This window comes from Catellatospora aurea (genome assembly GCF_042663325.1).
GTDB lineage: Bacteria > Actinomycetota > Actinomycetes > Mycobacteriales > Micromonosporaceae > Catellatospora > Catellatospora aurea.
In genome coordinates this window covers 51,711-70,776 of sequence record NZ_JBHTAC010000002.1, presented here as the reverse complement: position 1 = coordinate 70,776, position 19,066 = coordinate 51,711, and the positions used below count along the sequence as shown (strand labels likewise).

The following is a 19,066-nucleotide window of genomic DNA, read 5'->3' as shown; positions in this document are numbered from 1 at the left end:
ATTCACCATCGAGATCATGGTGCGGCCACTGTCGCGGACACGACACTTGGAAAACTCAGGACATGACTAGCGCGAACGTACCATCTCAGTTCTCGAACAACTGAGAGGTTTGACCGTGCCAGCACTAGAGTCGGCTGCGCTTGGCCTAGCGCGGACCGTAGCGAGCAGCGCCGCAACACTTTGGCTAAGCCATCGTCGCGACAGAGCCAATAGCTCTGGCCAATTGTCGGACCTAATCTCCACACAGTTCCGGGATCGTTTCCAACGTCGCAAAGCAGAATTACAGCTCGAGAGCATGGCATCCGACATAGCCGAGCGGATAGAGCGGCTCTTCGAGGCAGACGGATCACAGATTCCCAACAACGAGGCTGTCGCTGCGATAGAAGTCGTTTCGCGAACGCTGCGCAATCCCGCGTTGACAGACAAAGTCCTATTCGTCAACGACGCAGATCCATCCACACTGCTCCTGAGCCTCAGACCCACGCTCAATGCCAACATTACGAGCGCAGGCCTCAGTGAAGCGAGTACTCGAATGGCAGAAATTGTTCTACAAGACTGCGTCCGGTGCTATGTCGAACTCGTTCGCCATCTTCCGGAGTTTAACAACCGCGCGAACCAAGAGATTCTAGCAAGACTTTCACAAATGTCGACAGACCTCTCGGTCCTGTTGTCCATGATGCCACCTCTTCAGTCGACGGAGAGCAATCGAAGCGAAGATCCACAGATAACGTTGGATCGCTACACCCAGTTCATCTCAGCGCACTACGACCAACTTGGACTTTTCGGCGTTGACGTACGCAACTTTAGTCCAGAGACCACGTTAAGCATCGCCTACCTAAACTTGGCCGTTACTGGTCCAGACACCAATACGCAGGCTGTCCTGAGTCGCCAACGCCCATCCAACCGATCATTTCTCAACGGGTTAAAAGGAACCTACGACGATGACACAACTGGACTTCGAGTCGAGTCTGCTCTCAGCAAGAGCAATCGCATACTGATTCGAGGAGAAGCTGGTTCAGGGAAAAGCACGCTGCTACGGTGGCTAGCAATTAACGCTGCACGTCGCGAGTTCACGGGAAACCTAAGCGCATGGAATGGAAAGGTTCCCTTCCTAGTAAAACTTCGAAGCTACGCCGATCGCGCGCTCCCTGTTGTTGGAAACCAGCTCGGAGAGGATATAGCCAGTTTCGGCGCAGACCTTCCTAGTGGATGCGTGAATCGCCTCTTCGCAGAAGGGCGTGCAATTTTATTAGTCGATGGCGTTGACGAGCTCGTCAAGAACCAACGCGCAGCGGTGCGAAGTTGGCTACGAAAGATCTTGGATCAATACCCAGACGTGGTCGCGGTAGTAACATCCCGACCCACGGCAGCACCAGCAAGGTGGCTCACTAATGAGGGCTTCACCGCACTGATGCTGGAACGGATGACTCCTACAGATATAGCCGAGTTCGTTTACCGATGGCATCGGGCGATTAGGGGAGCCCGCCACCTACCTTGCGATGTAGATGAATTGCCACGGTATGAGCGTCGTCTACTCGCACGACTCGATGCTAACCATCACTTACGCGGTTTGGCCACGAATCCACTGATGTGTGCGATGCTGTGTGCCCTAAACCTCGACCGTACCGATGATCTTCCACACGACCGCCTTAGTCTCTATAGAGCCGCTCTGGAGATGCTGCTCGAACGCCGCGATGCTGCACGTAGCGTCCCGGCTTACCGTCGAATAGCCCTGGGTGGCCAACATTCCATGTCGCTCCTTCAGGACCTAGCGTGGAGATTCAGCATTGCCGGCCATGCGGAACTGGATATTGATCATGCCAAGTCGCATGTTAGGCGCAAGCTCACGACTATGCCAAAAGTCGAGGCGTCCACCGATGATGTCTTCGAGCACTTACTTGATCGTAGTGGCGTCCTGAAAGACATCGCAGAAGATCGCATATCATTCGTTCATCGGACATTTCAAGAATACCTGACAGCGAAGGAGGTTTCCGAGGAGAACTACATCGACATGCTATTGCAGCATGCTAGCCGAGACATGTGGCGAGAGACAGTCATCATGACCGCCGGTCATGCGAGCACAGAGTACCGGCATCGACTAATTAATGGCCTGCTGGACAGGGCCGAAAAAGCGAGCCAGAAGCAAGCAAGGTGGCTACGCTTGCTCGCGGCCGCTTGCATTGAGACCTCCCCCGCTCTCGCGCCCGATATATTGGCCCGAATAGACAACCATCTAGCTCTCCTCGTTCCCCCTAGAAGCGTCATCGAGGCACGATCACTAGCCCTTGCTGGGGAACGAGTAATTGACCTACTACCAGACGACATTTCTCTGCTATCGAATAACGCAGCGCGTGCCGCCGTTGAAACGGTTTCCTATGTGGGAGGACCTAAGGCGTTGCGGAAACTTGCGCGATACGGAACCGATGACAGGTCGTCCACCATAGGAGCACTACTGGAGGCCGCAAACAACTTTGAGCCTGAGGAGTATGCGCGTACCGTTCTTGCAGATTCACCATTGCATGATGGTTTCGTCAATGTCAACGACTGGACGTCATCCATGCTTCCCCATCTTCGGCAGCTCACTGGAGTGCGCGCACTCGTGGAGGATCTCGATGCGCTTCTGAAATTGCTGCCGCCGGTGCGACGGTTGGATGTCATGAACCGGCGTATGTCCCGTGGCGGAAGAGCACTAGACTTGAGTGGCTTGGCGGGTAGGAATGATCTCGAAGAACTACTCGTCGAGTCTTACGTCCGTGCAGAAACCTTACCTGAGAGCCTAACTGCACTCAAGCGCCTGAGACTCTGGCAGGTTCATTCCGATGCGTCGAAAATGGACCTCAATTGGCTCGCTAAGTTCCCCCAGTTGACCACCTTGCAGCTCGGTGAGTTTATTGGTGCGCGCAGCATGAATCCGCTGCTGCAAATTGCGGCACTGTCATCCCTCACCCTGAACGCACGATTGGATCGCAAGCCATTCGGCAAGGTTGAGTTCATTTCCCGCTTGCCACATTTGGATTCTCTCGGAATCAATGGATGCAGCGACGAAGACGTCTTGAGTATTGTTGCGACCGCACAACCCAAATTAACCAACCTGCAACTTATGCGACTAAACGTTCGAAGTATCGATTTGAACCATGTTACGCGCCTGCCTTTGAAGCACCTTGACATCGACTCGTGTACAGCTCACGTCGATTTACTTCCACTCGCCAATCTTCAAACACTTGAAACACTTGACATCCGCGGCTGCATGTCAGTAGGCGATCTTTCGCCGCTCGCCGCTTTGCCGAACCTATCAAGTATATACTTATATGGGGTACCAGACTTAGACCTTTCTCCATTGGCAGGCATGGGTCATCTCACGGTATGGGCATATAGCAGTCAGGTTCGCAATGCTGCTGGCGTGCGCGTGAGAGGTTACTAAAGGAAGTTGCATCGCCGATAATGCTCGTGTTGTTGGGGCTTCTGCCGTCCGTGTGTATCTGAGCAGTGTCAACCGGCAAACCAGAACCGCCGTACTACGTAAGCGCCCGCAGGATACGACTTAGGTGAGCCCGATCGTCTGGGCTAAGCACACCGAAGAAGCGGTCGGTCTCGGTACGGCGGGCCATCTCGATCGCTTTTGCAGCATCCCGGCCAGGGCCCGTAAGGGCCACCAATGTCGCGCGGCGGTCAGCGGGGTCGGGGCGGCGTTCGACCAGGCCGCGGGTCTGCAGGTCGTCGACGACCTCGGTGGCCGAGCGCGGGGCGATGCGCAGCTGCTCGGCGAGTTCGTTGAGGCGCAGCGCCTCTTGACGGCCCAGCACATTCAGCGCCCGCGACTGCGACGGGGTGATCTGCCACGGGGCCAGCGCGTCCTTGGTGAGGTGGCGCAGGCGGCGGGCGACCGCCCAGAAGGCCTCCGACAGGCCCGCTTCCTCGTGCTCGTCCACGGGAATACCGTACCAGCGGTTGCTGTTGAAACCTCATGTTGAGGTAACCTCAGCACCCACCTACGGAAGGACCCACCCCTTGGACAGCCCACAGATGGAACGAGGAGGCCGCCGCGGCGGCCCGCACACCGTCACCGCCGAGGAGAAGGCGCAGGCCCGCGAGGTCTCGCCGCGCCGCATCGGCGGCCTGTTCACCGCCCACCGCTGGCAGCTCGCCACTGTCACCGCGATCATCGTGGCCTCCTCCGTGATCGCCATGGCGACGCCGTTCCTGCTGCGCGAGGTCATCGACGTCGCGCTCCCCCACGCCGACCTCACCCTGCTGGTCTGGCTGGTGCTGGGCATGGTCGCCGTCGCCGCGCTGACCTCCGCGCTGGGCGTCGTGCAGACCTGGATCTCCACCAGCGTCGGCCAGCAGGTCATGCACCGGCTGCGCACCGACGTCTTCACGCACCTGCACCGGCAGTCGATCGCGTTCTTCACCCGCACCCGCACCGGTGAGGTGCAGTCGCGCATCACCAACGACATCGGCGGTATGCAGGCCGTGGTCACCTCGACGGCCACCTCCGTCGCCTCGAACCTCACCACCACCGTCGCCACCGCCGTGGCCATGGCCGCGCTGTCCTGGCAGCTGTCGCTGGTCTCCCTGGTCGTGGTGCCCCCGGCCGTCTACCTGACCCGGCGGGTCGCCCGCATGCGCCGTACGATCACCGCGCAGCGCCAGCGCGAGCTGGCCGACCTCAACGTCACCATCGACGAGGGCCTGTCGATCAGCGGCGTGCAGTTGAGCAAGACCACCGGCACCGGCCCCGCGCTCGTCGAGCGCTTCGCGGCCTCGTCGGCCCGCCTCATCGACCTGGAGCTGCGCTCGGAGCTGGCCGGCCGGTGGCGCATGGCCTCGATGAGCATCGTCTTCGCCGCCATCCCCGCCGTCATCTACCTCAGCGCGGGCCTGCCCGCGACCGCCGGCACGCTGAGCATCGGCACCCTGGTCGCGTTCACCGCGCTGCAGGCCAACCTGTTCCGGCCGCTGATGGGCCTGCTCAACGTCGGCGTGTCGCTGACCAGCTCGCTGGCCCTGTTCGCCCGCATCTTCGAATACCTGGACCTGCCCGTCGACGTCGACGACCCCGCGCACCCGGTCGAGCTCGACCCCGCCCGCGTCACCGGCCACCTGCGCCTGGAGGACGTCACCTTCGCGTACCCGGGCAGCGATGCCGCCGCCGTGGCGGGCGTCAGCCTCGACGTGCCCGCCGGCACCTCGCTGGCCCTGGTCGGCGAGACCGGCTCGGGCAAGAGCACCATCGCCGCGCTGATCTCCCGGCTCTACGACCCGGCCGCCGGCCGGATCACCGTCGACGGCGTCGACCTGCGCGACCTGCGGCTGGCCGACCTGGCCCGCATCGTCGGCGTGGTCAGCCAGGAGACCTACCTGCTGCACACGACGATCCGGGAGAACCTGCGCTACGTGAAGCCGGACGCCACCGACGCCGAGATCGAGCAGGCCGCCCGCGCCGCGCAGATCCACGACCTGATCACGGACCTGCCCGACGGCTACGACACCGTCGTCGGCTCGCGCGGGCACCGCTTCTCCGGCGGCGAGAAGCAGCGCATCGCGATCGCCCGCACCCTGCTGCGCGACCCGCGCATCCTGGTGCTCGACGAGGCCACCAGCGCCCTGGACACCCAGACCGAACGGGCCGTGCAGCGCGCCCTCGACGAGCTGACCCGCGGGCGTACGACGATCACCATCGCGCACCGGATGTCGACCGTGCGCGACGCCGACCAGATCGCCGTGCTCGACCACGGGCGGATCCTCGAATCCGGCTCGCACCGCACCCTCGTCGAGGTCGGCGGCGCGTACGCGACACTTGCGGCATGACCCGGCACCGCTTTCACGGCGACGAGACCCGCTTCGACGTGCTCGCCGAGTACGTCACCGCCCGGTTTCCGCAGGCCCGCTACGTCGCCGACGTGGCGGGCGGCCAGGGCATGCTGACCCGGCTGCTGCGCAAGCGGTTCGGCCTGGACGCCGAGGTCGTCGACCCGCGCGGCTGGACGCTCAAGGGCGTGCCCGCCCGGGCCGAGCCCTACCTGGCCACGCTCGCCGACTACTACGACCTGATCGTGGGCCTGCACCCGGACGAGGCGCTGCGCGAGGTCGTGGACTCGGCCCGGGTCCGCCCGGTGCTCGTCGTGCCCTGCTGCAACTTCTGGGACCGCGACCGCAAACTCGGCCGCGACGAGCTGATCAACGCCATCACGGCACACCACCGGGCTCTGGGCGGCCAGGTCGAGCACCTGGAACTCGCCTTCCGGGGCCCGAAGAACCACGCCCTGGTCCTGCTGCCGCCGCAGAAACCGGGCCGGGACGGCTGAGTCGCCGCCCACGGCCCATGGACCGGCTCAGTCCGTGGCGATCACGATCACGCTGTCGCCCGCGTCCAACCGCACCATGCGGGACCGGCGCGGGTTGAGCACGACGCCGTAGAACGGGGTCTGGTCGGCGTCGTCGCGGCGGCGGAAGCCGATCGCCGACTCGCCGCGCCGGCGGGCCGACTCGACCACCGTCGCGAAGGTGACCTCCGCGCCGGGCTGGACGTAGTCACCGGCGGGCTTGAGGTGGATCTCCGCCCCGGAGGCGTCGAACAGGTCGGCGAACACCTCGTACAGGTGCCGGTTCTCGGCCAGCTGCGTCATCAGCAGGCTGATCAGCCGGGCCGAGACCACGAAGTCGTCGGCCTTGGTGACCTGGGCGACCTCGCGGTTGCCGTCGTCGTTCATCTCGGTCACGATCGAGTACGGCTCGCCCAGGTTGACCTCGATGTCACGCAGGTGCAGCAGGGTCACCAGGGTGCGGTCGTCGGCGTGGTCGGGCTCGGCGGAGTCGTCGGACAGCACGATGATGTTCTGATATACGCCCAGCTCCATGGCCTCCAGGTCACGGCGGCTGGTGGGCTGGCAGCGCTTGTGGCCGACGGTCACGTTGGCCCGCTGCGCCGCCAGCGCCTCCTCCGGCGCGAGCGGGGCGGCGACGTCGAGCACGGAACCCGGTTCGGCGAAGCGGTCCAGCAGGTCCAGCACCCGGTCGGCGCGCGAGTTCCAGCCGACCATCAGCGTGCGGTCCGGTGCGCGCTTGCTGTCGGGCACCAGCACGATCGCGTCGCCGTGCACCCGGGCCGGGTCCGCGGCCAGTTCGATCAGCAGGTCGTCCTCGGCGATGAGGATGACCTCGTCGCCGTCGGCCAGCACGGTGTCCATCGGCGGGTTGACCGTGATGGCCCCGTCGGCGCGGCGCAGCCCGATCGGCGCGCCCGCCTCGAACGCGCCGAGGATCTCCCCGTACGCCCGGCCGGTCAGTGACGGCTCGGACCTGATGTAGATCTCGTTGCCGGCGAAGTCGAGCAGGTCGGTGCAGACGGTCGACAGGCCCGACTGCCGGTGCGACTGCACGACCATGCGCACGGCGATGTCGTCGGCGTCGACGATCAGGGCGTGCCGCCCGGCGGCCAGCTTCGCCGCGGCGACGTTCGCCGACTCCTGCACGGCGGCGACCACGTGCGGGCGCGCCTGCGGCCAGGGGCGGTTGTTGAGCAGCAGCAGCACCTTGATGACGTCGATGTCGGGGTCGTCGCCGGCCGGCGACAGCACCATCACCGCGCGGGCGGTGTCGAGGCTGACCAGATCGAGATCGGTGCGCTTGAGCGGGCTGCCGGACCGGCACACCACCCGGGTACGGCCGGTGTCGCCGACCCGGGCGCGGATCTGGTCCTCCATCTCGACCTTGTCCCGATCGGCGAGAACGATCACACTGCTGCGGCGCGAGCTTCGGTTGGCCGCGGCGAGCTCGCTGACGACCGTGAACACCTGGTCGGACCAGCCCAGCACCACGATGTGGCCCTGGGCGATCACCTGCGAGCGGCCCTTGCGCAGGTTGGTGATCGCGTCGTTGAGGCCGGTGGTGAGCACGCCGATCAGCGAGCTGACGAGGAAGATGCCACCGATGGTGACGAAGAGCATCAGCGCCAGGTAGACCGGCCCGCCGATGTCCGCGCCCATCGTGCCCGGGTCCAGGGTGCGCAGCACGCTGCGCCACAGCACGGCCGCCCAGCCGCCGTCTTGCTTGGTCTCCGTCGGCGCGAACAGCGCAGCGAGTCCGGTCACGACACTGATCAGGATCAGCGACGCCAGACCCAGCCAGCCGATGAGGGCGGGGGTGCCGCGGTCCATCGTGCCGTCGAACCAGACGCGTACGCGTCGCCGCACTCCCAGCCGAACCACTGAGCTTCCTCCCACTGCCGCCGCGCCCGGGCCGCTGTCGAATGTCCAATAGGCAGGGACATCCTAGAAGCGGTCGTGGACGGGCCCGCGAGCCGCCACCCGAAGCACCGGAACCCGCCTGCGCGCACGACGTTCGCGCAGGCGGGTGGACCGGTGCGGTGCGGCGGGCGGGCTCGGCCCGCCGGACCGTAGGTCACCGGCCTGCCGGCGCCTCCTCGTGGTGGCGCGTCACGTGCAGGTGGGGCAGGTGCAGCTCGGGCGGCTCGGGCGGGAGGTCCTCGACGCCGGTGGCCACCGCCTGCTCGTGGCGGCGGTGCGCCGAGGGCAGGGCGAGGGTGGCGACGACGGCCAGCACGGCCACGCCCGCGCAGACCCAGAACCCGGTGCTGAACGCCGTGTCGGTGGGCAGGCCACGCGGGGTGCTGTTCGACGTGATGACGGCGGCGACGACGGCCGAGCCGATGCTGCTGCCGATGGTCCGGGCGATGGTGTTGACGCTGGTGGCCTCACCGGTCTGGGTGGCGGGCACGCTCTCGATGATGGCGTTGGACATCGCCGCGAACGCCAGGCCGATGCCCGCGCCGACGAGCAGCCCGGAGACGACGACCTGCCACTCCACATTGTGCGCGAGGGCGGGCAGGGTGAAGCCGCCGACGACCGCGACCGCGCCGAGGAACATCGGCAGCTTCGGGCCGAACCGGCGGACCAGCAGGCCGGCCAGCGGTCCGAACAGGACCATCGACACGACGGTGGGCAGCAGGAACAGGCCCGCCTCGGACACCGACTTGCCGTAGCCGTAGCCGGTGGCGGCGGGCAGCTGCAGCAGGGTGGGCACGAGCAGGAACGAGCCGAACATCGCAAAGCCGAGGATCAAGGCGACGAGGTCGGTGGCCCATACGCCGCGGATCTTCATGAGGCGCATGTCGACGAGCGGCTCGGCGACCCGCAGTTCGATGACGACGAAGAGGATCAGGGTGACCACGCCGGCGGCGAGCAGGCCGATGGTCTCGGCGGATCCCCAGCCCCAGGATTGGCCTTTGCTGATGGCCAGCAGCAGGGACACCAGGGAGACCGACAGGACGGCCGTGCCGAGCAGGTCGAGCTTGCCGGGCTTGCGCACCGGCGACTCCCGCATGCCGAAGATCGCGCCGAGCAGCGCGATGACGACCAGTGCCAGGGGCAGCCAGAACAGCCAGTGCCAGGACAGGCGCTCCACGATCGGGCCGGCGGCCACGATGCCGACGCCCGCGCCGACGCCGAAGATCGCCGACAGCAGGCCGACGGTGGCGCTGACCTTCTCGCGGGCCAGCTCGTCGCGGACCATGCCGATCGACAGCGGCATGATGGCGCCGGCCGCGCCCTGCAGGGCGCGCGCGACGACGAGCACGGCCAGGTTCGGGGCGAGCGCGGCCAGCAGGGTGCCGACCGCGAGGACGGCCAGCACGGCGATGAGGACGCGGCGCTTGCCGACCATGTCGCCGAGGCGGCCGAGCACGGGCGTCAGCACCGACGCCGACAGCAGGTACGCGGTGAGGACCCAGCTCGCGCTGGCGGTGGTGACGTTCAGATCGTGGGCGATGGTCGACATCGCCGGGGCGACCAGGGACTGCAGCACCGCGAAGGCCAGGCCGCCCAGTGACAGGTACAGCACCAGCGTGGTGCCGTTGGTGCGGCGGGCCGGGCTCGGCTCGCCGCCGGTGACGCCGGCGGCGCCCGGCCGCACGATCGTCTGGGTCATGAAACGCCCCCTGGAGCATGTTGTAAACGTCTGCTGACTTGGCGAGTATTCACCCTCCCCGCCGTCGTCAACAGTTGTTTACATCACTTGTAAGCAGTTGTTTACGTCACGTTCCGGGGCCGCTATCCTGGTTCCGGAGCGAGAGGAATCCATGGCGACGAGCAGTCCGCGCACCTCCACCACCGGCGAGGCCGGGCAGCGCCGCCGCGACGCGGCCGGCACCCGCCGGCTGCTGCTGGACGCCGCCCGCCGCCGTTTCGCCGCCGACGGATACACCGGCACCACCGTGCGCGACATCGCCGACGAGGCCGGCGTGAACGTGGCGCTGATCAGCCGCTACTTCACCTCCAAGGAAGGCCTGTTCGAGGCATGCCTGGTCGGTGCCGTCGACGAGCTCAGCCACGCGGTGGAGCCCGACGTGACCCTCGACCGGCTTCCCGAGACCATCGCGACGCAGCTCGCCGGCACCGGCCGCGGCGGCAAGCCGAACCAGTTCCTGCTCCTGCTGCGCTCCTCCGGTGACGAGCAGGCCGACCAGATCCGGCGCAACACCGTGCATTCCTTCGCCGAGCGCCTGGCGCGGGCCGCCGGCTGGCACCCCGACCACCCCGACGCCGACCGGCTCATGCTCAGAGCACAGATCGCGCTGGCCACCGGGTTCGGCATCGTCCTACTGCGCGCGTCGACCGGGCTGGAGCCGCTGTCCTCGGCAGGGCGCGACGAACTGGTGGGCCCCATGCGGGACGTCATCGACGGCCTGCTGCGCGAGCGCGACGCGCGGTGAGCGCCCCGACGATGCGGGCCGCGGTGCTCACCGCGCCGGGCGAGTGCTCGGTGCAGCGAGTGCCCGCCCCGCGCGCGGCCGCGGGCGAGGCCGTCGTGGACGTCGAACGGGTCGGGGTCTGCGGCACCGACGTCGAGTTCTTCACGGGCGAGATGGCATACCTGCACGAAGGGCATGCGCAGTTCCCGATGCGGCTCGGCCACGAGTGGGCCGGTGTCGTGCGGGCCGTCGGCGACGGCGTCGACCCGGTTTGGATCGGGCGGCGAGTCATGGGCGACACGATGCTCGGCGACGGCACCTGCCGCCGCTGCCGTCGCGGGCACCAGCACGTGTGCGCCCGGCGGCAGGAGGTCGGCATCCGCGGCGGCCGCCCCGGCGCGCTGGCCGAGCAGCTCGCCGTGCCGGTCACGTCGCTGCACGAGCTGCCCGACGGCGTCGACCCGGTGCTCGGGGCACTGGTCGAGCCCGGTGGCAACGCCCTGCGCGCGGCGCAGGCGGCCGAACTCACGCCCGGCGACCGGGTGCTCATCCTCGGACCCGGCACCATCGGGCTGCTCACGGCGATGTTCGCCCGCGCCGCGGGAGCCGAGGTGCATCTCATGGGCCAGACGGGCGCGTCGCTGGACTTCGCCCGCTCCGTGGGCTTCGCCAGTGCCTGGACCGAGCAGCAGCTGCCCGACCTGCCCTTCGACGCGGTCATCGACGCCACCAACGCCGCCTACCTGCCGGCCAGGGCGCTCGACCTCGTCGAACCGGCCGGCCGGGTCGTCTACATCGGCCTCGCGGGCACCCCCAGCCAGATCGACACCCGGTGGCTGGCGCTCAAGGATGTCACCGCAGTCGGGATCCTGTCGGCTTCCCCGGGGCTCGCCGCCACCATCGCCGCGTACGCCGCCCGGCAGGTCGACCCGCGGCCGCTCGTGGCCGCCACGGTCGGCCTCGACCAGGTAGGCGCGGTGCTCGCCGGCGAGCGCATACCCGGGGCGGGTCCCGGACCCAAGTTCCACGTCGATCCGCGCACCCGCTGACGGCGGCCGGGTTCGGGCGGTGACACGCTAGGCGAAGGCCGTGCGCTCGGCGACGGCGGCGTACTAGGCGAGGGCGACGTGCTCGGGGACGGCGGGGTGCTGGGTGACGGCGGGGTGCTCGGGCCGTCGGACAGCGTGGGGGTCTGCCAGTCCCGCCACTCGGCGAGGTTGCCGGCGGCGCGGCTGGAGATCCTGATCGCGCCGGGCAAGGTGCCCGTCTTCAGCAGGAACTTCTGGATGTTCTGCTGCAGCGGGGTGCTCCACTCCGGCCTGGTCGCGCAGTGCCTGCCGTTCTGGATGTCGGACCAGTAGGTGATGTTCTCCCCCGCGCCCAGCGCCTTGTAGACCTCCGCGCCGCCCAGGGCCGCGACGGTGGCGGACTTGGGGCCGAGGTTGACGATGTGCGGGTTGTCCATGATGAACAGCCCTCGCGGGGCGACCATGGCCACCATCTGGTGTGGGTCGACCGGCAGGTTGTTCGGGCTGCCGGTGAACGAGCCGAACGCGTCGCCCAGCCACGGCTGCTCGCCGTACGCGCTGCTCAGGCTCTGTGCGCCCTCGCCGGGGATGCCGCGGAAGATGGGCACGCCGGCGCTGCCCGACTTCGAAAGTTTCGGCTTGGGTCTGAAAATATCGACGGCAGCGATCGGCCGACGTGTCCATCACGGAGGGTCACGCAGTAGGCTGCGGGCAGTCTGCCGATCGCACGTTCGTCCGCTTGCGGACGCCATGGCGCCGGTGCTTTGATGCCGCCGGAGCCGGACGCGTCACACCGCCGTGGAGCACCCCCCACGAGGTGGCGGAAGAGTGCGAGAATGCCGACCCAAGATCTTCACAGGAGTGGTGTCCGTGGCTCTGCCCGAGGGGTTGAAGGCGACCGTCATCGTGCTCGCCGCCAGTGCCGTGGCGGTCGTGTGCACGCCATGGCCCGTGCCGCTCCTGCCGGAGGCGCTCATCACCGGCGACCAGCCCAGCCCGACGACGTGGCAGACCGTCGCCCAGCCGATCGCGCTGGCGCTCATCGCGCTCGCCGCGGGCCGCTGGGACCTGAGCATCCTGACCAGCGGGCTGGCCGTCACCGTGCCCGCCGCCGTGGTCTACGGCATCTATGACGAGTTCTTCACCGACAGCGACGGTGCCGACGCCTGGCCGATGGGCATCGTCGTGCTGGCGCCGATCGTGTTCGGGGCCGCGGTCGGGCTCGCCGCCCTCGGCCGGACGTACCGGCGACGGCGCGCCGCCCGCAAGAGGGCGATGCGCACCGTCCTCTGAGCGACGGCGCAGTGCCCCCGCGGCGCATCCGAGCCGGTGACCGGCCCGGATGCGTGCCGGTCGGCGTCAGCCGGCGTGCGGAAGCCGCACCCGGGCCGACAGCGTCAGCTGGTGCAGGCTCTCGGTGACCTCCGGCCGGGTGCGCAGCAGGTCCTCGATCCTGGCCCGCCACTTGCCCCCTTCGACGTCGCGCGTGTTCGCGCGCGGCGAGGTCGTGAGCTCCTTGCGGGTGGCGGACAGGTCGCGCCGGCAGGACGGCCCGAACACGGCCACGAGCTGCTCCGCGTACCAGGCGAACAGGCCGGCGTCACCGCCCGCCACGTCCACGAGCACCCGGGCCGCGTCGAAGGCGACCCTCGGTTGGTGCCGTGCCACGCCATTCATACATGCCTCCCCGTCGCTGCTGTGTCCAATCCCCAGATGGTCCGGGACAACCACGCGCCGCGCAAGACCTCGCACGGCCAAGCCGCCGCGATCGTAAAATGGAGCGGAGAGCGCCGCTCGCCCGCCGCTCGACCGCGGCAGGTGTCCGGCATCGGGAAGGAACCACTCCGATGACCACGACCTGGACCACCAAGGAACTCGACCGCATCGGCGCCGCCGACGAGCTCGACATCGCCGCCCGGCGACGCGACGGCTCGCTGCGCAACCCGACCACGATCTGGGTGGTCCGCAGCGGCGACGACCTGTACGTCCGGTCCTACCGGGGCCCCGAGGGCGCCTGGTACCGGGCGACGAAGACCCGCCACGAAGGCCACATCCGGGCGGCCGGCGTCGACAAGGACGTCGCCTTCATCGACGAGCCCGACCCCGCCGTCAACGCCCGGATCGACGACGCCTACCGGACCAAGTACCGCGGTCACGGGGCCGAGTACGTCGACCCCATGGTCGCCGCGCCCGCCCGGACCACGACGACCAGGATCGTCCCCGCCTGAGGTCAGGCCATCGGCACGTCGCCGGACTCCAGGTAAATCCCGGCCGACGCCTGCGCCAAGCAGGTCCGGATCCGCTGCGCCAGCCTCGGGACCATCAGCGCGTCGAGGTCGGCCACCGCGACGAACCGCCATCCGCTGAGCTCGTCCGGCGCCGCCCGGATCGCCTCGGTCTGCGCGTCGGTGAGCTCGCCGCCGTCGAAGACGAACGTCAGGGCGCCGTCCCAGTGCGGACGCGGCGGCGTCCAGTCGACGCCCAGCAGCCCACCGACCGGCAGGTCGAGCCCGAGCTCCTCGCGGACCTCGCGGCGGCAGGCCTGCAACGGCGACTCGCCCGCCTCCAGCGCCCCGCCCGGGATCTCGGCGGTGTCCTTGTAGGTCGGCTGGACGACCAGCACCCGCCCCTGCCCGTCCCGGTACAGCACACCCGCGGCGACCCGCACCCGGGTGAGTCCGGCGACATACTGCGGGTCGGGCACCTGATCGGTGTCGTCGACGGCCGCCGGCGCGACGGTCGGCTCCGGCTCGGCAACCGGAGTGGTATCCAACGGCTTGGCCATCTGCTGCGCCATCACGGCGAAGCCGAGGCTCTCGTACAGGGCGATGGCCCGCTTGTTGCCGCCGAACACGTTGAGGCCGAGCCGGGAGACGCCCAGCTCGCGCAGCTCGGCCTCCAGGGCCAGGATCATCGCCCTGCCGTGGCCCCGGCCCTGGTGTTCCGGGTCCACGTCGATGTTGTGCAGCCAGGCCATCTCAGGACGGGTGGGCGCGCCCGGCAGCATGGCCCAGAGCCAACCGACCTGGACACCGTCCACCTGCGCGGACCGCAGGATCGACAGGTCGCTGTCCAGGCCTCGCGGCAGGACGACCGCCATCTGCCGGCGCGCCTCGGCCTCGGCGTCGGCGGGAGCCACACCCTTCTCCCGCTCCAGGTTGCCGGCGTAGCGACGGCGCAGCATCGCCGCACGCCGCTCGAAGTCCGGGCCCGACATGGGCACCAGAACCAGGTCCATACGTTTCCTCGTCACACTCGCCCAGCCGGCCACTGCCTGCGACCGGTGAAGGTCGGCCTCTTCGCGACGGGATCAACGTCTCTCGGCGCAGCCGTGCCGCCCATGATCGCATACACCGGCCTCAGGACAGGTCGAGGTGGTCGGCGACCCCGGCGACCTGAAAGACACGCCGCACCCACGGCTGGACGTTGACGAAGCGCAGCCGCACGCCCTGCACGCGCGCGTGCTCGTGCGCCCGCACCAGCACCGCGATGCCCAGGGAGTCGAGGAAGCGGGTGTCGGCGAGGTCGACCTCGACCGCCTCGCAGCCCGAGGAGTCGATCGCAGCCCGCAACCACTCCGTGACCGCTTCCGCCTCCGCCATGTCGACGTCCCCGGCCAGCCTGACGGTGCAGACGCCGCCGTCGACGACCGTGGCGTGGGTGACTCGCATCGGCCCAGCCTCCTAGCGCTGACCGGCGGCAACTCCCGCGTTCAGTACCCGGTGAACCCGTCCGCCAAACGCCGCCGTTCCGGCCGGGGCAGCAGCGACAGCGAACCCTGTATACGGTTGCCGGAGCGAAACGAAGGACCGGCCTCGGGGAAGCGGTGGGGATCGTGACGTTGCCTGCGGACAGCCACCTGCACAGCGAGTGGTCCTGGGACGCCGAGAAGGGCTCCATGGAGGGCTCGTGCGCGCGGGCGGTGGAGCTGGGCCTACCGGCGATCGCCTTCACCGAGCACCTGGACCACACCGTCTGGACGGTCCCGCTCGACACCATCCGGCCGGGTGGGCGCATGGCGAGCCTCACCGGACCGGACGGCCTGCTCACTCCCCCGTCGTTCGACGTGACCGGCTACCTGGCGGCCGTCGAGGAATGCCGCGAGCGGTTCCCGAGCCTGCGCATCCTCAGCGGTCTGGAGATGGGCGAACCGCACTGGCACGCGGCGGCGGCCGCGAAGATCCTCAGCGCCGGGCGGTTCGACCGGGTGCTCGGCTCCGTGCACTGCCTCACCGACGGCGACGGGTTCACCGAGCCGCCGGGCCTCCTCCGGCACCGGCCCGCGGACCAGGTCGTCCGGGACTACCTGGCCGAGGTCGCCAGGATGGCCGCCGGAAGCGACCTGTTCTCGGTGCTCGCCCACATCGACTACCCGGTCCGCTACTGGCCGGCGCAGGCCGGTCCGTTCGACCCGAACGTCTTCGAGGACGAGTTCCGGCACGCGCTGCGGGTGCTGGCCGGCAGCGGCCGGGCGCTGGAGGTCAACACGAAGGTGCCGCTGCATCCGGAGGTCGTGCGCTGGTGGCGGCAGGAGGGCGGGCGGGCGGTCACGTTCGGCAGCGACTCCCACGACCCGACCGGGCTGGCGTTCGGGTTCGGCGCGGCGGTGGACATGGTGCAGGCGCACGGTTTCCGGCCCGGACGGGATCCGTACGACTTCTGGACCTGCGCCCGCTGAGATCCGAAACTGCTCGACAGGACTGCCCCGGGATCGCTTCAATCGTGACCGTGAACAGCTTCGATGCGTGGTTGGCGTACCTGTTCGACAAGCCGCGTGACGACGACGGCTCGCCGGACGAGCAGCCCTCCGCCTGGCTGCAACGGCACGCCCGCCAGGACACCCCCGCGGCGACCGCGGAACGGATCCGGCGCCTGTTCGGCGACGCAGGCGCGCTGCTGAGGCCGTACTCCGACGATCAGGCCGCCCGCGGGCTGCAGGAGATCATCGACGACGGGTCGCTGTGGGCGCTGCGCGATCCGCGGGTGCCGGTGGTGTCGCGCACCCGCGGGTTGCGCTCCATCGTCACGCTGTACGCCCAGGTCTTCGCCCCGCGGATCACGGTCGAGCACCCGAAACACACGCCGAAGCTGGAGCACGTCTGCTTCATGTTCTTCGACGTCGCCCCGCTGGACCTGGGCGAGGACACCGTGCTGGACGTGCTGGAGGAGACGTTGGCCCTGCCGTCGGTGCCGTGCCAGCGGGCGGCCCTGCACGGGCTGGGCCACGCGCACCACCACTCTCCGGAGCACGTGCCACCGATCGTGGACCGCTGGCTGAGAAGACATCGGGACGCGCCGCAGGAGCTGCGCGACTACGCCCTCGCCGCCCGCGTTGGAGCCATCATGTGAATCTCGCGATTTGTCGCGGGCACGATCCAACGTGGACGATGCGATCGTGAGAATTCTCGTGGTGGGTGGAACCGGCCTGATCGGCGCACACGTGGTGGAGGTGCTGGGCGAGCACGGCCATGCCGCGACCACGGTGGCGCGCTCAGCCCGGCCGGGCGTCGACCACGTCCTCGACATCGGGTCGGCCGAGGTCGAGCAGTTGCGGCCGCTGCTCGCCGGACACGACGGCGTGGTGTACGCGGCCCGCACGGACGAGCAGCGGCCGCTGCGCAAGCCGATCCATCCGGCGTTCCGCCGGGACATGGTCGATCCGGTGGTACGCCTGTTCACCGCCGCCCGCGCCGAAGGGCTCACCCGGGGCGTCGTCATGGGCTCGTACTACACGTATTTCGACCGGCTGCACCCGCAGTGGCGGTTGACCGACCGCCACACCTACATCCGGTGCCGGGTGGAGCAGGCCCGGGAGGGGCGGGCGGTCGCCGGGCCGTCGCTGCCCGTAGCGGTGCTCGAACTGCCGTTCGTCTTCGGCCGGGCCGGGGACCGCCTGCCGAACTGGGCCGGTCCGCTGGACGGCTGGGCCAGGTCGCGCGCGCCGCTGGCCGCGCCGCCCGGCGGGACCGCCGCGACGTCCGCGCGCCACGTGGCGGAGGTCGCGGTCGACGCGCTGGAGCGGGCCAGTGGCGAGGACATCCCGGTCGCCGACGAGAACCTCGCCTGGCACGACATGATCTCGCGGATCGCCGAGGCGGTCGGCCGTGGCCGCCGGGTCCGCCGCCTGCCCGCCGGTGCGGTCCGGGCCGCCATGCGCCTCACAGGTGTGCTGCAGTCGCTCGGCGGCAAGGAGTCGGGCCTGCACCCGGCCCATTTCGCCGGCCTGCTGCTCGCCCGCCTGTTCGTCGAGCCCGTGTCCGGCCGTTCGCTGGACACTGCGCTGCGCGAGACGTTCGCCGAGACGACGCAGGCGCGTTAGGCGGTGGGCGCGTCCTCGACCGCGGCGAGCAGCCGCCGGCCGAGAACCTGTGCGGTGTGGCGGACCTCCGGGCCGCCCAGGATCCGGAACGGGGCCGGCAGGGCGGTGAGCTGTTCGGCGTACCACCAGGGGTTGCTGGTCGTGCCGGTCAGGCGGCAGGTGCCGGCGTCGACCGGTTCGAGGCGGCCGAGGTTGCGTGACACGTGCCGGGCAGCGATGTCCAGCGGCGCTTCGATGATCACCTCGACGGCGTAGTCCCAGCCGACCGCGAGGTGCTCCTCCAGCGTGGCGACCGGGTCGAGGTCGGCCGGTGGGACGAAGCTTTCGTCGAGCACGTCGAGGCCGCGGACCCGATCGATCCGGTAGGCGCGGCGGCCGTCGGACGTGTGCGACCAGCACAGCAGGTACCAGCGGCTGTGGCGCACGACGACAGCCCACGGGTCGACGTCGAGGTCGCGCTCCACACCGGCCTCGGACCGGTAGCGCAGCCGCACGCGCCGGTGCTCGGAGCAGGCGCTTACGAGTTCCGTGGTGGTCTGCGGGTCGGGCCGGGCGGCGCCGCGGTCTGGCGCGGGCGCGGTGGCCCGGCGGACCGCCTCGGCCTGGGCGGCGACCGGCTCCGGCAGCGCCCGCACGATCTTGCCGAGCGCGCTGCCGACGGCGCTGGTCGGGTCCCCGGCGTCGTGGTGGCCGTCGAGGACCGCCATGACCAGGCCGAGCGCCTCCGCCGCGCTGAACACCAGCGGCGGCAGCCGCAGGCCGCGGCCCACCCGGTAGCCGCCGTACGGGCCGCGCACGGACTCGATCGGGATGCCCGCCTCGCGCAGGACGCCGACGTAGCGCCGGGCGGCCCGCTCGGACACGCCCAGCTTGTCGGCGAGCCGGTCGGCGGTGATGCCCGGGCTGGCCTGGAGGAGTTCCAGCGCCATCAGCGCCCGTGCGGTGGGGCTCGCCTCGGGGTTCACCGGTTGTCCTTCCTGCGCTGTCAGTTCCGGACGTGAAACGTCC

18 protein-coding genes and 1 pseudogene are annotated in these 19,066 nt (G+C 68.9%); 11 read left to right on the top strand and 8 right to left on the bottom strand.

Annotated features, from left to right (window positions below):
* Window positions 1-115: 115 nt before the first annotated feature.
* Window positions 116-3,421 carry an NACHT N-terminal Helical domain 1-containing protein gene (locus ACFQO7_RS02285; protein WP_376804774.1) on the top strand — a complete coding sequence of 1,102 codons (3,306 nt, stop codon included), beginning with the start codon at window positions 116-118 and terminating at the stop codon, window positions 3,419-3,421.
* A 94-nt stretch (window positions 3,422-3,515) separates the two neighbouring features.
* On the opposite strand, the gene ACFQO7_RS02280 is transcribed toward ACFQO7_RS02285, so the two are convergent.
* A complete protein-coding gene (locus tag ACFQO7_RS02280; RefSeq protein ID WP_376804773.1) occupies window positions 3,516-3,929 on the bottom strand; it encodes a MarR family winged helix-turn-helix transcriptional regulator in 414 nt (137 codons plus the stop codon).
* Window positions 3,930-4,023: 94 nt separating this feature from the next.
* On the opposite strand from ACFQO7_RS02280, the gene ACFQO7_RS02275 reads away from it, so the two are divergent.
* Entirely contained in the window at window positions 4,024-5,811 is a 1,788-nt protein-coding gene (locus tag ACFQO7_RS02275; RefSeq protein WP_376805012.1) for an ABC transporter ATP-binding protein, read from the top strand.
* Window positions 5,808-6,308, top strand: coding sequence for a class I SAM-dependent methyltransferase (locus ACFQO7_RS02270; RefSeq protein ID WP_376804772.1), 501 nt, complete (start codon window positions 5,808-5,810; stop codon window positions 6,306-6,308). Before ACFQO7_RS02275 ends, ACFQO7_RS02270 begins: the two co-directional genes overlap by 4 nt.
* A gap of 27 nt (window positions 6,309-6,335) precedes the next feature.
* On the opposite strand, the gene ACFQO7_RS02265 is transcribed toward ACFQO7_RS02270, so the two are convergent.
* Window positions 6,336-8,210 carry a CASTOR/POLLUX-related putative ion channel gene (locus tag ACFQO7_RS02265; RefSeq protein WP_376804771.1) on the bottom strand — a complete coding sequence of 625 codons (1,875 nt, stop codon included), beginning with the start codon at window positions 8,208-8,210 and terminating at the stop codon, window positions 6,336-6,338.
* A gap of 193 nt (window positions 8,211-8,403) precedes the next feature.
* Entirely contained in the window at window positions 8,404-9,948 is a 1,545-nt protein-coding gene (locus tag ACFQO7_RS02260) for an MFS transporter (RefSeq protein WP_376804770.1), read from the bottom strand.
* 151 nt (window positions 9,949-10,099) lie between these two features.
* On the opposite strand from ACFQO7_RS02260, the gene ACFQO7_RS02255 reads away from it, so the two are divergent.
* The 3 genes from ACFQO7_RS02255 to ACFQO7_RS02245 all read left to right on the top strand — a co-directional run bounded on the left by ACFQO7_RS02255 (window position 10,100) and on the right by ACFQO7_RS02245 (window position 12,072).
* A complete protein-coding gene (locus ACFQO7_RS02255; RefSeq protein ID WP_376804769.1) occupies window positions 10,100-10,732 on the top strand; it encodes a TetR/AcrR family transcriptional regulator in 633 nt (210 codons plus the stop codon).
* Window positions 10,729-11,760, top strand: coding sequence for a zinc-dependent alcohol dehydrogenase (locus tag ACFQO7_RS02250; protein WP_376804768.1), 1,032 nt, complete (start codon window positions 10,729-10,731; stop codon window positions 11,758-11,760). The genes ACFQO7_RS02255 and ACFQO7_RS02250 overlap by 4 nt, the downstream gene beginning before the upstream one ends.
* 78 nt (window positions 11,761-11,838) lie before the next feature.
* Window positions 11,839-12,072: a hypothetical protein gene (locus ACFQO7_RS02245; RefSeq protein WP_376804767.1), complete on the top strand. Its 234-nt coding sequence runs from the start codon at window positions 11,839-11,841 to the stop codon at window positions 12,070-12,072.
* 29 nt (window positions 12,073-12,101) lie between these two features.
* Here ACFQO7_RS02245 and ACFQO7_RS02240 read toward each other — a convergent pair.
* Window positions 12,102-12,392, bottom strand: a pseudogene (locus ACFQO7_RS02240) (glucuronyl esterase domain-containing protein); the annotation flags it as partial.
* A 217-nt stretch (window positions 12,393-12,609) separates the two neighbouring features.
* On the opposite strand from ACFQO7_RS02240, the gene ACFQO7_RS02235 reads away from it, so the two are divergent.
* Window positions 12,610-13,032, top strand: a complete 423-nt coding sequence (locus tag ACFQO7_RS02235) for a hypothetical protein (RefSeq protein ID WP_376804766.1) — start codon at window positions 12,610-12,612, stop codon at window positions 13,030-13,032.
* A 66-nt stretch (window positions 13,033-13,098) separates the two neighbouring features.
* On the opposite strand, the gene ACFQO7_RS02230 is transcribed toward ACFQO7_RS02235, so the two are convergent.
* Entirely contained in the window at window positions 13,099-13,416 is a 318-nt protein-coding gene (locus ACFQO7_RS02230) for a hypothetical protein (RefSeq protein WP_376804765.1), read from the bottom strand.
* 170 nt (window positions 13,417-13,586) lie between these two features.
* Between ACFQO7_RS02230 and ACFQO7_RS02225 the strand changes: the two genes are divergently transcribed.
* Window positions 13,587-13,967, top strand: a complete 381-nt coding sequence (locus ACFQO7_RS02225; protein WP_376804764.1) for a DUF2255 family protein — start codon at window positions 13,587-13,589, stop codon at window positions 13,965-13,967.
* A 2-nt stretch (window positions 13,968-13,969) separates the two neighbouring features.
* Here ACFQO7_RS02225 and ACFQO7_RS02220 read toward each other — a convergent pair whose 3' ends face one another.
* Together ACFQO7_RS02220 and ACFQO7_RS02215 are read right to left on the bottom strand one after the other, a co-directional pair.
* Window positions 13,970-14,977 carry a GNAT family N-acetyltransferase gene (locus ACFQO7_RS02220; protein WP_376804763.1) on the bottom strand — a complete coding sequence of 336 codons (1,008 nt, stop codon included), beginning with the start codon at window positions 14,975-14,977 and terminating at the stop codon, window positions 13,970-13,972.
* A gap of 121 nt (window positions 14,978-15,098) precedes the next feature.
* Window positions 15,099-15,410, bottom strand: a complete 312-nt coding sequence (locus ACFQO7_RS02215; RefSeq protein WP_376804762.1) for an STAS domain-containing protein — start codon at window positions 15,408-15,410, stop codon at window positions 15,099-15,101.
* 164 nt (window positions 15,411-15,574) lie between these two features.
* Here ACFQO7_RS02215 and ACFQO7_RS02210 point away from each other — a divergent pair, with 164 nt between their 5' ends.
* From ACFQO7_RS02210 to ACFQO7_RS02200, 3 genes are read left to right on the top strand one after another with little or no spacing between them, the layout of a single operon-like run.
* On the top strand, window positions 15,575-16,417 hold the full coding sequence (locus tag ACFQO7_RS02210; protein WP_376804761.1) for a PHP domain-containing protein: 843 nt from the start codon (window positions 15,575-15,577) through the stop codon (window positions 16,415-16,417).
* A gap of 50 nt (window positions 16,418-16,467) precedes the next feature.
* Entirely contained in the window at window positions 16,468-17,088 is a 621-nt protein-coding gene (locus ACFQO7_RS02205) for a hypothetical protein (RefSeq protein ID WP_376804760.1), read from the top strand.
* A gap of 46 nt (window positions 17,089-17,134) precedes the next feature.
* Window positions 17,135-18,058, top strand: coding sequence for an NAD-dependent epimerase/dehydratase family protein (locus tag ACFQO7_RS02200; RefSeq protein WP_376804759.1), 924 nt, complete (start codon window positions 17,135-17,137; stop codon window positions 18,056-18,058).
* On the opposite strand, the gene ACFQO7_RS02195 is transcribed toward ACFQO7_RS02200, so the two are convergent.
* Window positions 18,055-19,023 (bottom strand): helix-turn-helix transcriptional regulator, encoded by a 969-nt coding sequence (locus tag ACFQO7_RS02195; protein WP_376804758.1) that lies wholly within the window; start codon window positions 19,021-19,023, stop codon window positions 18,055-18,057. The two genes, ACFQO7_RS02200 and ACFQO7_RS02195, sit on opposite strands and share 4 nt — an antisense overlap.
* Between the last annotated feature and the right edge of the window lie 43 nt (window positions 19,024-19,066).

What these genes read in the sequence shown, in the direction of transcription:
- ACFQO7_RS02275 (WP_376805012.1), top strand. Translation starts at nt 4,024, where the DNA reads ATGGAACGAGGAGGCCGCCGCGGCGGCCCGCACACCGTCACCGCCGAG.
- ACFQO7_RS02230 (WP_376804765.1), bottom strand. Translation starts at nt 13,416, where the DNA reads ATGAATGGCGTGGCACGGCACCAACCGAGGGTCGCCTTCGACGCGGCC.
- ACFQO7_RS02225 (WP_376804764.1), top strand. Translation starts at nt 13,587, where the DNA reads ATGACCACGACCTGGACCACCAAGGAACTCGACCGCATCGGCGCCGCC.
- ACFQO7_RS02220 (WP_376804763.1), bottom strand. Translation starts at nt 14,977, where the DNA reads ATGGACCTGGTTCTGGTGCCCATGTCGGGCCCGGACTTCGAGCGGCGT.
- ACFQO7_RS02270 (WP_376804772.1), top strand. Translation starts at nt 5,808, where the DNA reads ATGACCCGGCACCGCTTTCACGGCGACGAGACCCGCTTCGACGTGCTC.
- ACFQO7_RS02215 (WP_376804762.1), bottom strand. Translation starts at nt 15,410, where the DNA reads ATGCGAGTCACCCACGCCACGGTCGTCGACGGCGGCGTCTGCACCGTC.
- ACFQO7_RS02255 (WP_376804769.1), top strand. Translation starts at nt 10,100, where the DNA reads ATGGCGACGAGCAGTCCGCGCACCTCCACCACCGGCGAGGCCGGGCAG.
- ACFQO7_RS02260 (WP_376804770.1), bottom strand. Translation starts at nt 9,948, where the DNA reads ATGACCCAGACGATCGTGCGGCCGGGCGCCGCCGGCGTCACCGGCGGC.